Consider the following 12,964-nt stretch of genomic DNA (forward strand, 5'->3'; position numbering starts at 1 on the left):
CGCGGGCAAACGGGGGATGGCACAGGTGAGAACGGTGGGTTTGGGATGAACGGTCAATCTGAATGGGTGCAAAAGGCGCTGGGCCTTGTCGAGCAAGGTAAGGAGCTGGCGTTGACATGGTTGGTCAGCCCCGCCGCATGGTCGCAATTCGGCCTGTTGGTTCTGGCTTATCTGGCGGCGCTTGTGATCACCCGCCGCCTGCGACCCGTCGCCATGCGCCTTTTGACGCCGTCCGCAGACAGCGCGCATATCCTTGCAAAGTTGCGCCGCTTCGGTTTGCTCTTTGTGCCGCTGCTCTTGCCGCTTATTGCCTATGTCCTCACCGGCATCGGGGAAAGCGTGACCCGCTCGCTTTTCGGCTCTGGCGCGGTGATTGCCTTTGGCAAGCGGCTGTTTTTGTTCCTCGCCGCGCGCATTCTGGTGCGCGAGATCATCACCGAGCCGTTCTTGAAAATGCTGGGCAAATATATCCTGATCCCGGTGATGGCGATTTATACGCTGGGGCTGCTTGATCCGGCCATCGCCAAATTGTCAGCCACGATGATCAACATTGGCAATATTTCCTTTTCGGTGATGTCCTTGGTGCGGGGCGTCATCGCCGGATCGCTGTTGTTTTGGTTCGGACGCTGGTCGAACGACCAATCCGCCGCCTATATTGGCAAGAATGAAGAAATGCGCCCCGCCACGCGCACCTTGGCGATCAAGACGGCCGAGATCCTGATTTTCGGCATCGCCTTCTTGTTGTTGATGAACATCATGGGCATTTCCTTGACCTCGCTGGCGGTTTTGGGTGGTGCGATTGGTGTCGGGTTGGGGTTCGGGTTGCAAAAGATCGCATCGAATTTCATCTCCGGCGTGATCTTGTTGCTCGAAGGCCAAGCGACTGTTGGCGATTTTGTCGAGTTGGACGGCGGCGAGGCAGGGACGATCGTTAAAATGACGGCCCGTGCCGCAGTTTTGGAAACCTTCGATGGTCGCTGGGTCGTGGTTCCGAACGAAGATTTCATCACCACGCGCGTGGTGAATTACTCTGACAGCGGGTCGGCCAATCGCTATGAAGCGCCATTTTCCGTCAGCTATGACACTGATATCAATCTTGTACCCGCGATCATCGAAAAGGCCGTCGCCACCCACCCTGATGTGCTTGACGCGCCTTATCCGCCCGATTGCGAATTGCGTGGCTTTGGCGATAGCGGCATAGATTTTGCCGTCGAATTTTGGGTCAATGGATTGGATGACGGGCCGAATAAATACTCGTCCGATGTGCTGTTCCTGATCTGGAATGCGCTCAAAGATGCCGGTATCGAAATCCCCTATCCGCACCGCGTTGTGGAATTCAAAAACGGTCTGCCGACCGCAGATCCCAAGGCCGGTCCGGTGTGAGCAACGCACCACAGGCATTGGTGATCGGCGCGGGACCGGCGGGATTGATGGCCGCCGAAAGCTTGGCGCGCGCCGGCGTCGCCGTGACGGTGGCAGAGGCCAAGCCGTCGATCGGGCGCAAATTTTTGATGGCGGGTAAATCCGGCCTCAACCTGACCAAAGACGAATCTTTGGACGATTTCATCGCCGCCTACGGCGATGCGGCGGACGCCCTTGCGCCGATGTTGCGCGCCTTTGGGCCGCGCGAGGCGGCGGCTTTTGCCGAAGGGTTGGGACAAGAGATTTTTACCGGCACCTCCGGTCGCGTGTTTCCGCGCGCGATGAAAGCCTCGCCCTTGCTGCGCGCCTGGGCGGGGCGCTTGGCGGAGATGGGCGTGGCGGTGCGCACCCGCTGGCGGTGGAGCGGATGGGACGGTGATGCCTGTCTGTTCGAGACGCCCGAGGGCGCGGTGCGCGAGGCACCCGACGTCACTGTTTTGGCCTGTGGCGGCGCAAGCTGGGCGCGGCTCGGATCGGATGGGGCATGGGCGGCGTGGATGGGCGATGTGCCCATTGCCCCGTTCCGGCCCGCCAATATGGGATTTGTTATTGATTGGTCGCCGCATATGCGCGCGCATTTGGGGGCGCCCGTGAAAGGCGTGGCATTGCGCGCCGGCGCGGTCCGTTCGCGCGGCGAATGTGTTTTGTCACAGCGCGGAATTGAGGGCGGCGGCATTTATGCGGTCGCCGGCGCCATGCGTGATGGCGCGCCGCTGACGTTGGATTTGTTGCCGGATTTATCCGAAGCCGATATTCGTGCGCGCCTCGCCCGTCCGCGTGGTAAATCCAGTATGGGCAGCCACCTGCGCAAAACCCTTAAATGGTCTCCTGTGAAGCAGGCCTTGTTGATGGAGTTTGGCCGTGCAGATGGCGCTTTGCCCGATGACCTCGCGCCCTTGATCAAGTCGCTTCCGATCCGCCACCAAGGGCCGCGCCCGATGGATGAGGCGATCTCGACCGCAGGCGGCATTGCTTTTGAGGGACTGGACGAAAACTTGATGCTGCGCGCGCGCGTAGGCGTGTTCGCCGCCGGGGAAATGTTGGATTGGGAAGCGCCCACAGGGGGGTATTTGCTGACGGCAAGCATGGCCACGGGGCTTTGGGCGGGTCAGCACGCGGCGCAATATGCCGGACGCTGACCCCCTGTATTGTTGCGCGGTGATTACTTTGCCGCCGCGCGTTTGAACGCATCGCGGTCCTGCATCCGGCTCTTGTAAGCCAGAAGGGTTTCGTCCTCGACAGCGAATTTGGCATTCTCGGCCCAATTGAGGCAATGGGTCGCCAGAATATCCGTGATCGTCATTTCGTCACCCATTACAAACTCCCCGCCGTTTTCAGCGAAGATCGTGGCGAATTTGGCGATGTTGCGGGCAAATTCGGCCCGCAGGGTCGGGCGAAGCTCCGGCACGCGCTCGGCTTCGGGCAGGACGAAGGCGTGCCGCGCGGCGGCCCATAGAATGCCTTCCAGATCGTCCAGAATCATATGGGTGACCGAATCCTGTTTGGCCCGTGCGATGGTTCCGGCAGGGGCGGTCAGTGCCCCGTGCTTATCCGCCAGATAGGTCACGATTGCCATGCTGTCACGGATCGCGTCATCGCCATCCAAAAACACCGGAATTTTGCCCAGAATGCTGTGCTTGCGCACGGTTTCCCCATGCGGGCCTTCATTGATATGCGTATAGTCCTGCCCCAATTCTTCGAGCATCCACAACACGCGCAGGCCGCGAGAGCCGGCCATTCCGATGACTGTATACATGAGCATCCTTCCTTATTGTCTCGCGCCGAACAGACCCGAGCCATGCGGCGAAATCCACCCCTCATGTCGCTGGCGACGTAAGGTCAATGCGACAATGTCATCGGTCGTCAGCGTTTGGACATCATTGCCAACCGGATCATCATCCGTTCCACCAAGGCCATGGCCGGTGCATGTTGCCCCGCAGAGCGCAGCGCCAGATCGGTGTCGGTGAGAGTTTGCAATGCATCTTCAAGGCGTTGCACACGCCATCCCTGAGCTTGGCGGATCATCCGGTCGCGGCGCGGGCCAAAGACCGGCGGGCGCAATTTTGCGACCCCGCTTGACGCGCCTTGCGGATCGCTTGCCGCCGTGTAGAGCATCCGAAAATGCCGCATCGCCATGATGCAAAGCGCGACGGGCTGCACGCCCTGACTTTTTAGACGGCTCATGATCGGGCCGATTTCGGCGGCTTTGCCTTCGGCCACGATATTGAGCACATCATCCAACGCCGCCTCGGTCGAAACGGGGGCGCAGGCGAGGATATCGGCGGCGCAAAGCGGGGCGTCATCACCGATTTTATAAAGCGCCAGCTTTTCCATCGTTTGGCGAAAATCACCCGGATCAATCGTGCGTGCCAAGGCGGTCAGATCATTCATCACCTCGCCAGAGGGTTGCGGCAGGCCGGATTTGGCGATGATGGCTTCGATTTCGGCGCGGCCGGGCGGCTCATCATAGATCGCGGCGGCATAGGCGTTGGGATGGCTTTCAAAAAACTTGCGCAGCTTTGAGTTGGCTTTCAACGCGCCTGCGGTGATCACCACCTGCGCGTCCCCTTCTTGCCAATCGTCCAGCGCAGAGAGGATTTTCGCCGCCAAAGCTTCGGTCGCATCCTCGACAAAAGCCACGCGTGGACCTGGGAAAAAGCTCTGGGCCTTGATTGCATCATTGAGCTGCGCGGGATCTTTGCGCAATTCACTCGCCGGTATCCGCGTCAGCCGCATTTCTTCCTCGCCTTGCGGGCCAATCAATGCGGCAATCACCTCTTGGCGGCGCAGCGCCACGCGCATGGTATCCGCGCCAAAAATCAGCAGACCGGTTTTGCGCCCGTCCGGTTTTGCAAAATATCCGGCCGCATCGCGGGGGCTGAGCTTCATTGCGACCTCGGCGCGGCAAAAGACGGCGCGGCGGCGATCAGTTTAGCGGTGATCATATCCGCCAGAATCACCATCAACCGTTCGCGCGCATCGCGGCTGGCGGCCATGGTGGCCACCGTGGTGCTGGTGGCGGAATAGCCGGTGAAGTTTTGCACTGTGCCGGTGTTCACCACGGCGCCGGTGGCCAGATCGCGCAACGCATAGGTGGCTTTGCCAGTGATGTTAAAGCGCAAGGTGATGTTATCGGCGCGCACCGCCTTGCGGGTCTCGCCGGTGGTGATGGCGATCGACAATCCGTAATCCGCCACCGCACCGCGGCCCAGTTTGCTTTCGATTTGCTGCGTCATCAAATAGGCGTCGCGGTCCAGCGGATCATCGACCCGCAGGCGGTCTTGCAATAAGGACGCGCCGCCCTGAGGGCCGTAAGACGGCGTAAAGCCGCAGGCCGCCAAAGTCGCGAGCCCGCCCAGAGACAAAAGGCGCAACGCGCCGCGCCGGTTAGATGACCACATTCACAATCCGCCCGGGGACGACGATAATTTTTTTGGGCTGGGCCCCGTCCAGCGCCTTTTGCACAGCATCCTGCGCCAGTGCGATTTTTTCAACCTCTGCCTTGTCCATATCTGCCGGCACGCTGATTTCCGCGCGGCGTTTGCCATTGATCTGGATCGGCAAGACGACCTCGTCATCTTTGAGCATGGCCTCTTCCGCCACGGGCCACGGCGCAGAGGCAACAAGCCCCGTCCCGCCCAAAAGCGCCCAAATCTCCTCGGCCAGATGCGGCGTCATCGGTGACATCAATTGCGCCAGAGCTTTCGCCGCCGTGCGCTTGGCCTCTCCGCCGGCTTTGGATTTCGCCAATGCGTTGGTAAAGGCATAAAGCCGCGCGATCGAGGCGTTGAAACCAAAGCTTTCTACGCCGCCGGTCACGTCATGTATGGCCTTGTGCATTTCGCGCAGCAATGCGTCATCCGCGCCATTCGCGGGACTGTCGTCACTCGCGATTTCGGCGCAGATGCGGTGAACGCGGCTGAGGTGTTTGAAGGCGGCTTCGGCCCCCGATGCGGTCCATTCCACGTCGCGTTCGGGCGGGCTGTCGGACAGAACAAACCACCGCGCGGTATCGGCGCCATATTGCGAGACGATGGCATTGGGATCGACCACGTTGTTTTTGGATTTCGACATTTTGGCCGAAGGAATGACGTCGACCTCGGAGCCGTCCTCTTTCAACACGGTTTTGCCGTCGCGCTGTTCGACCTGTTCGGGGTAGAAATAGACCGGTCGGCCATTCGCGCCCTGCTTTTGGTAGATCGCGTGGGTCACCATGCCTTGGGTGAAAAGCGCGTTGAACGGCTCTTTGGATTTTTCCGGCAGATGGCCGGTGATGTTCATCGCGCGGGCAAAAAAGCGCGAGTAGAGCAGGTGCAAAATCGCGTGCTCGATCCCGCCGATATATTGATCGACGTTCATCCAATATTCGGCCTCGGCCAAATCGGTCGGTGTGGTGGCATGGGGCGAAGTGAAACGCGCGAAATACCACGAACTATCGACAAAAGTGTCCATCGTGTCGGTCTCGCGGGTGGCCGCCGCGCCGCATTTGGGGCAGGTGCAATTGCGCCATGTCGGGTGCCGGTCAAGCGGATTGCCCGGCACGTCGAACGTCACATCATCGGGCAGGACAATCGGCAGGTTTTCCTTGGCCTCCGGCACCACGCCGCAGGTGTCGCAATGCACGACCGGAATGGGGCAACCCCAATAGCGTTGGCGCGACAGACCCCAATCGCGCAGACGGAATTTGGTCACGCCCTGACCGACGCCATTGGATTCGCAAAATGCGATTGCGCTGTCGACACCCGCGTCGCCGGTTTGCACCGTGTCTCCGGCAAAGCCACGCAGATATTGAACCTTTTCGGATTTCATCGGCACGAAAGCTTCGGATAATGGCGCATCATCCGCGCCTTCCGGTGCAAACACGGCAGGGATTGGCAGGCCGTATTTTGTGGCGAAATCAAAATCGCGTTGATCATGGGCGGGGCACCCGAAGATCGCGCCGGTGCCGTAATCCATCAAGATGAAGTTGGCGATATAGACCGGCAATTCCCATGATGTATCGAACGGGTGGCGCACCGTGAGGCCGGTATCAAAGCCAAGCTTTTCGCCGGTCTCGATCGCCTCTTCTGTGGTGCCGCCACGGCGGCATTCGGCGCAGAATTCCGCGATCTCGGGATTGTCTGCTTCAAGCTGTTTTGCGAGCGGGTGATCTGGCGAGATGCCGACAAAGCTGGCGCCCATCAACGTATCGGGACGGGTGGTGTAGACTTCGACGCGGTCGTGACCGGCGATTTCATCCACCATCGAGAATGAAAATTGCAGCCCGCGCGATTTGCCGATCCAATTGGCTTGCATCAATTTGACCTTGGCGGGCCAATCATCCAACCCGTCCAGATCGGCAAGCAGTTCTTCGGAGTAATCGGAGATTTTGAAGAACCATTGCGTCAATTCGCGCCGTTCGACCAATGCGCCTGACCGCCATCCACGCCCGCCTTCGACCTGTTCATTGGCCAGAACGGTCATATCAACCGGATCCCAATTCACCACTGCGTTCTTGCGATAGATCAGTCCCTTATCGAGCATATCGATGAACATGGATTGTTGTTGGCCGTAATATTCCGGATCGCAGGTGGCAAACTCGCGGCTCCAATCAATCGACAGGCCAAGCGGTTTCATCTGCGTGCGCATGTCGGCGATGTTGGAATAGGTCCATTCTTTGGGGTGGCCACCCGACGCCATTGCGGCGTTTTCGGCAGGCATGCCAAAGGCGTCCCAGCCCATCGGATGCAAGACATTATGCCCCGTCGATATTTTGTAGCGCGCGATCACGTCGCCCATGGTGTAATTGCGCACATGGCCCATGTGGATGCGCCCCGACGGATAGGGGAACATTTCCAACACGTAATATTTCGGCTTGTCCGCGCTGCGCACTGCGCGGAAAATATCGGCTTTGTCCCAAGCCTGTTGCCATTTCGCTTCGATCTCGGCGGCGGAATATCGCGACATGAGAGTGTTCAACCTGTCTGTAGAAAATCTGTTGCAAGCGGTGATAGGGCCGCGCGCCCTGCGGGTCTAGGGCTTTGGCGCGAAAAACCGCTTTTACGCGGCGGGGCACATGGGGCTATAGTCCGGAAAAACAATTGGCAGAGCAGTATGAATATTCTTTTCATCCACCAGAATTTTCCTGGGCAATTTAAAAACCTTGCGCCGGCTTTGGCCAATGAGGGCCACCGTGTTGTGGCGCTGACCCTGCGCGTCAAGGAACCCCTGACATGGAAGGGTGTGCGCATCCTGCCCTATGACATCAAACGCAAATCGGGGCAAAATGTGCACCCGTGGCTGGTGGATATGGATACCAAGGTCACCCGCGGCGAGGCGTGTTATCACGGGGCGATGGCGCTCAAGAAGGCCGGTTTTAACCCCGAGGTGATCATTGCTCATCCCGGGTGGGGCGAGTCGCTGTTTCTGCGCGATGTCTGGCCGGAGGCGCGCATCGGGCTGTATTGTGAATTGTACCATGAGGGGGGCTATCCGCATGTGAACTTCGATCCCGAATTTCCCAGCCGCGAAGGGGGCGCCGAACCCTTGCGTATCCGGTTGAAAAACCTTAATAACCTTATGCATTTTCAGATCGCGGATGCGGGGGTCAGCCCGACAAAATTCCAAGCGGACACTTTTCCGCCAAGCTATCGCAACGAGATTAGCGTCATTCATGATGGCATTGACACCGACCATGTGGTCGCCAAGCCCGATGTGGTGTTCGAGGTTGAAGGTGGTCCAACGTTGAGCCGTGATGACGAGGTGATCACTTTCGTCAATCGCAATCTGGAGCCCTATCGCGGCTATCACATCTTCATGCGGGCGCTGCCTGATTTGCTGAAACAGCGCCCCAACGCGCAGGTTTTGATCGTCGGCGGCGATGACGTCAGCTATGGCGCGCGTCCGGCCAAAGGAAAGACCTGGAAGCAGATCTTCATCGACGAAGTGCGCGATCAAATCCCCGACGCCGATTGGGCGCGGGTGCATTTCTTGGGGCGCATTCCCTATGATAAATTCATTGCCCTGCTGCAAGTCGCGCGGGTGCATGTCTATTTGACCTATCCCTTTGTGCTCAGCTGGTCCTTGTTCGAGGCTATGAGCGCCGAGGGTGCGATTGTGGCCTCTTCGACCGATCCGGTTCTCGAAGCGATCGAACACGACGTAACGGGGCGGTTGGTGGATTTCTTTGATCCTGCGGCCATGGTGCGCGAAGTGTGCGAGTTGCTTGATGATGATGCATCGCGGGCGCGATTGGGCAAAGCGGCGCGGGCACACATCACACAGAACTATGATCTAAAACGCATTTGCCTGCCGCAGCAGATGCAATGGGTGGCTGATCTGGCTGCAAAAACACCGCGGCCGATCCCGGAATAGTCGCGCTGGGCTGCCGGGTTCGCGCGCCTAGGTGAGGCCACTATTCCAAACACAAAAACGCGCGCAGGTCTCCCTGCGCGCGTTTGTCATCTGTGAATTCGGGAAGGGCTTTACAGCTTGCCGTCGGCAATCCGCAATTGTCTGGCGCGGGCCAGGATCGCATCTTCGACCGCACGCTGGGTTCCGGCCGCCACCGGCCCGCTGCGGGTTTGCAGCGCCACATTCAAAGATCGCGCATCCAAGGACGGGTCTTTGATATAGATCGTGGCGCGATACGCGCGTCCGCCGCCGGGCGGTGTGCCGTATCCGGTGACAATCACGCCAGTGAACGGATCAACCGATTCAATCGGCAGGAAGTTCAATGTCTCAAGCGAGGCGTTCCAAAGATACCGGTTTACCGAAACTTCGGTGCCGAGGTTTTTCTTGCGGAAAGCATCCCAAATCGTGGTGCGCCCCTGTTGCGGGTATTCTTCGGGAAGCTCCACTTCGGATGTGCCCTCGCCAATGCGCAGCAAATTCTTGCCGCTGCCACCGGATCCGCCACAGGCAGACAGGGCCAAAGCCATCGAAAGAGTAACCGCCGCGCGCATCATAATATATGTCTTGGTCATGTCCTGTTCCTGCATGCCGCATCCGAAAGGGCCGGACGTCAGGCTCTTTTTGTCCTACCCAAGCCTTGATGGGGAGGCAAGGAATTAGTTGCGCAGTCGCGCGCATCCCACCTTATGACGCACTATTCATAGTGTATAGGGCGGCGTCCGTCTATTCGCGCCGGCGGCGTGTCCCGGCCTGACGGCACTGTGGCAAAGCTGCACCAATTTTTCCGGACGGGCATGTCGGGTTTTTGTGATGCTTGCAATTGCACCCTGAAACGAGCGAGAGAAGGGCATACCCAACTGGATGACCCAGCTTGGGGCATCTTTTTAAACCGAGGGAAAAACCATGAAAAAGATTCTCTTTGCAACAACCGCACTCGTTGCGACTGCTGGTGTTGCTTCCGCTGACGTATCGTTCTCCGGCAACGCCGCGTTCGGCGCGCTGAAAGTTGCTGGCGCAGACGATTTCGAAATCGCGCACCGCATCGACCTCTATGCTCGCGGCACAGCCGAAACCGACACCGGCCTGTCGTTCCACGCCATCGTTGAATTCGAGCAACTCGAAAACACAGGCGTTGCAGCCGACAAAACCGGCGACAACGACACCACCACAATCATTGGCATGTCCGCCGGCAACGTGACCGTTCAGTACGGTAACACCGATGGCGCAATCGACAAAAACACTTCCGAAGCCTACCGTATCCGTGGTGTGGATTTCGAAGGTTGGGGCGGTCGTGTTGACAACAAAGACGACGGCGAAATCTTGCGCATGGACTACGTCATGGACGCACTGCGCGTGTCCTTGTCCTACGCTGACACAGACGAAGCAGCCGGCATCGGCTTCTCGTACACTGCTGACCTCGGCGGCACGTCGGTTAACATCGGCCTCGGCTACGAAGACGGCGACCAGGGCGACCTCGCAGCCATCACTTTGGGCGCACAGTTCGGTGCCTTCGGTGCTCGCATCGGTTACTGGGACGGTTCGGAAGACAATGCTGAGCAAGTCGACATCTCGGTTCAGTACCAAGCCAACGATCTGACCCTCTGGGCAGAATACCTGATGAACGAAACCGCCGACACAGACAACTACACTGTTGGCGCGACTTACAACCTGGGTGGCGGCGCAACCGTTTTCGCTCAAGTTGGTACACGTGACACAGCCGCTCTCGGCGACGAGCAAGAGTTCGCTTCGTTCGGTGTTGCATTCGGCTTCTAATTCCCGCAACGGAATTACAGTCTAAGAGAGGGCGGGTCTTTGGACCTGCCCTTTTCTTTTTGTCCGATCTGGTGTTCTTTGCAACGACCCTGCCTGATCCCGCGACCGGAGCCACCATGACCCTTGCTGATATCAAATCCCGCATTGCCACTGCTGAGGAAAACGCCGGACGCGCGGCCGGATCGGTGCAATTGATCGCCGTGTCCAAGGTGCAGCCGGATGAGCGGGTGCGCGGGATTCTTGCCGAAGGCCAACGCGTGTTTGGTGAAAATAAAGTGCAGGAAGCCGCTGGCAAATGGCCCGACCTGCGCGCAGGGTTTCCCGGCGTTTCGGTACACCTCATCGGGCCGTTGCAAACCAACAAGGCCCGTCAGGCGATGGCGCTTTTTGATGCGATACACACGCTTGACCGGCCCAAATTGGCGGCCACCCTTGCGCGTCTGGCACAAAAAACCGGCCATTGCCCGGATGTTTTCATCCAAGTGAACACAGGCGAAGAACCGCAAAAGGCCGGCATTGCACCGCGCGAGGCCGATGCTTTTATCGCCGAATGTCGCGGCTTGGACCTGCCGGTGCAGGGCCTGATGTGTATCCCGCCGGTGGATGAGGAGCCCAGCTTGCATTTTGCGCTTTTGGCGAAAATTGCCGCGCGCAATGGCCTGAGCGGTCTATCCATGGGGATGAGCAGCGATTTTGAACGCGCGATTGCCCTTGGCGCGACGCATGTGCGGGTCGGGTCTGCGATCTTTGGCGCGCGCGTGCCGCCCGCCGCAGGTTAATCCACGATCACCCGCGTGCCCGGCGCCACCTGCGCCGCGACGCTGCGCAAATCGGCCCGCGACAATGCGATACAGCCCTCGGTGGCAAATCCGCGCCGCCGCCATTGGTGGATGAAAATCGCCGACCCGAAGTGGGGCGCGGCGGGGCCATAATTCCAATCCAGCACCAAAATGAGATCATACATCGGATCGGCGCGGCGCAAGACCTCGTGGCTTGCCCCATAGGGCGCGCGCACAAGGCTGTTATAATCAGGGGCATCGGGCGCATCAGACCATAGATCGCGCGGCCCAATGGGGGTGGCCCAGACCGCTGGCGATGCCATCCGATCGGGGCGGTAAAGCATTGCCTCGATATGATGCACCCCGCGCGGCGTCGCCCCGTCGCCTTCGCGCTTGTCTGAGCGCACCCCGCCTTTGCCGATCGTACATGGATAATGGCGCCCGCCGCACCAAAGCCCGCGCCGGCTGAGCCGCAGATCACCCGCCCGTTGAAGGCGGCGTGGGATCAAAGCAAATGCCCGGATTTGGCCGCCTTGGTGGCAAGGTAGGCTTGGTTATGGGCATTTTCGCCGACTTTAAGCGGCACGCGCTCGGTCACGCGCACGCCGGCCTTTTCCATCATCGCAATTTTGGCGGGGTTGTTGGTCAGCAACCTTACGGCCGTAAATCCCATGGTCTTGAGGATTTCCGCCCCCAAACGAAAATCGCGTTCATCATCCTCAAAGCCAAGGCGGTGGTTCGCCTCAACGGTATCAAAGCCTTGGTCCTGCAAAGAGTAGGCGCGCATTTTATTGGCCAGGCCGATGCCGCGTCCCTCTTGATTGAGGTATAGCAACACGCCCGCGCCCTCTGCCCCCATTTGCGCCATTGCTCCGCGCAACTGCGGGCCGCAATCGCATTTCAAAGATCCCATCAGGTCGCCGGTAAAGCAGGCCGAGTGTAGCCGTACCAGCGCCGGTGTGTCGCGGGCCGGATGTCCGACTTCCATCGCGTAGTGTTCCTCGCCGCCATCCTCGGGCCGGAACACATGCAAGCGCCCGGCCTCGGAGACGTCCATCGGCAAGCGCGCGGACACCACCGGATTCAAATGTGAGGTGACCGCGAGCACAGGGGCGGCGTGCACCGCATCAACGCGGGTCAGATGGTTTTGTTCCGCAAAGGTCGCGCCGTCGGGCAAATCCAACATCACCACCGCCGGCAAAAGCCGCGCGGTTTTGGCCAATGTGATCGCCATCCGGTGCAGCACCGCATCGCCGCCGCGCGCCGCCCGCAGCGGCCCCTTCATCGGGGTTTTGAGATCGTCTGCCGGATCGGCCACGCCCAAAATCCATGCCAAATTTGCACCCGCATCGATCAATATTCGCGCCGTGTCGCCGTCATAGGCCACGGCCTTGAGCGTTTGTGCCCGCCGTGCCGTAATCGCAAGAACCGGCGCGCCCCCAAGAGCATGCAGATCCGCAAGCCGCTGCGCATCAAGCGTTTCCGCCGCCAGAACCAAGGCATCGCCGTGTGCACCGGACAACACAACCGGCACCCCCATACGCAAATCTGCACGGGCGCGAGACAAGGTTTCGGTGATGTCGGGGGCAAAGCTCATC

The 12,964-nt window shown here is 59.4% G+C and carries 12 protein-coding genes; 5 read left to right on the forward strand and 7 right to left on the reverse strand.

Translation table 11 applies throughout. From position 1 onward, the window contains the following. Positions 1-45: 45 nt before the first annotated feature. Together DI396_RS09540 and DI396_RS09545 are read left to right on the forward strand one after the other, a co-directional pair. A complete protein-coding gene (locus DI396_RS09540) occupies positions 46-1,383 on the forward strand; it encodes a mechanosensitive ion channel family protein (protein ID WP_110795976.1) in 1,338 nt (445 codons plus the stop codon). Then, positions 1,380-2,561 carry a TIGR03862 family flavoprotein gene (locus DI396_RS09545; RefSeq protein ID WP_110795977.1) on the forward strand — a complete coding sequence of 394 codons (1,182 nt, stop codon included), beginning with the start codon at positions 1,380-1,382 and terminating at the stop codon, positions 2,559-2,561. The genes DI396_RS09540 and DI396_RS09545 overlap by 4 nt, the downstream gene beginning before the upstream one ends. A 23-nt stretch (positions 2,562-2,584) precedes the next feature. Here the strand turns inward: DI396_RS09545 and DI396_RS09550 are convergent, their stop codons facing one another. The 4 genes from DI396_RS09550 to leuS form a co-directional block, all read right to left on the reverse strand. Continuing rightward, positions 2,585-3,178 carry a glutathione S-transferase family protein gene (locus DI396_RS09550; RefSeq protein ID WP_110795978.1) on the reverse strand — a complete coding sequence of 198 codons (594 nt, stop codon included), beginning with the start codon at positions 3,176-3,178 and terminating at the stop codon, positions 2,585-2,587. Between the two features lie 107 nt (positions 3,179-3,285). Beyond that, entirely contained in the window at positions 3,286-4,311 is a 1,026-nt protein-coding gene (gene holA, locus DI396_RS09555; RefSeq protein ID WP_110795979.1) for a DNA polymerase III subunit delta, read from the reverse strand. Then, positions 4,308-4,823, reverse strand: a complete 516-nt coding sequence (locus DI396_RS09560) for a hypothetical protein (protein WP_110795980.1) — start codon at positions 4,821-4,823, stop codon at positions 4,308-4,310. The genes holA and DI396_RS09560 overlap by 4 nt, the downstream gene beginning before the upstream one ends. Beyond that, positions 4,810-7,368 carry a leucine--tRNA ligase gene (gene leuS / locus DI396_RS09565; protein WP_110795981.1) on the reverse strand — a complete coding sequence of 853 codons (2,559 nt, stop codon included), beginning with the start codon at positions 7,366-7,368 and terminating at the stop codon, positions 4,810-4,812. The genes DI396_RS09560 and leuS overlap by 14 nt, the downstream gene beginning before the upstream one ends. Before the next feature lie 147 nt (positions 7,369-7,515). Here leuS and DI396_RS09570 point away from each other — a divergent pair, with 147 nt between their 5' ends. Then, positions 7,516-8,775, forward strand: coding sequence for a glycosyltransferase (locus DI396_RS09570; protein WP_110795982.1), 1,260 nt, complete (start codon positions 7,516-7,518; stop codon positions 8,773-8,775). 110 nt (positions 8,776-8,885) lie between these two features. Here DI396_RS09570 and DI396_RS09575 read toward each other — a convergent pair whose 3' ends face one another. Continuing rightward, positions 8,886-9,386 carry a DUF3576 domain-containing protein gene (locus DI396_RS09575; RefSeq protein WP_162617196.1) on the reverse strand — a complete coding sequence of 167 codons (501 nt, stop codon included), beginning with the start codon at positions 9,384-9,386 and terminating at the stop codon, positions 8,886-8,888. Between the two features lie 331 nt (positions 9,387-9,717). Here DI396_RS09575 and DI396_RS09580 point away from each other — a divergent pair, with 331 nt between their 5' ends. Next, entirely contained in the window at positions 9,718-10,587 is an 870-nt protein-coding gene (locus DI396_RS09580; protein ID WP_110795983.1) for a porin, read from the forward strand. A 116-nt stretch (positions 10,588-10,703) separates the two neighbouring features. After that, on the forward strand, positions 10,704-11,366 hold the full coding sequence (locus DI396_RS09585; protein ID WP_110796055.1) for a YggS family pyridoxal phosphate-dependent enzyme: 663 nt from the start codon (positions 10,704-10,706) through the stop codon (positions 11,364-11,366). On the opposite strand, the gene DI396_RS09590 is transcribed toward DI396_RS09585, so the two are convergent. Further along, positions 11,363-11,875, reverse strand: a complete 513-nt coding sequence (locus DI396_RS09590) for a L,D-transpeptidase family protein (RefSeq protein ID WP_235851806.1) — start codon at positions 11,873-11,875, stop codon at positions 11,363-11,365. The genes DI396_RS09585 and DI396_RS09590 overlap by 4 nt on opposite strands. Continuing rightward, positions 11,872-12,963: a GTP cyclohydrolase II gene (gene ribA, locus DI396_RS09595; RefSeq protein WP_110795984.1), complete on the reverse strand. Its 1,092-nt coding sequence runs from the start codon at positions 12,961-12,963 to the stop codon at positions 11,872-11,874. Before ribA ends, DI396_RS09590 begins: the two co-directional genes overlap by 4 nt. Position 12,964: the final 1 nt, after the last annotated feature.

This window comes from Litorivita pollutaquae, from assembly GCF_003205515.1.
Classification (GTDB): Bacteria; Pseudomonadota; Alphaproteobacteria; order Rhodobacterales; family Rhodobacteraceae; genus Litorivita; species Litorivita pollutaquae.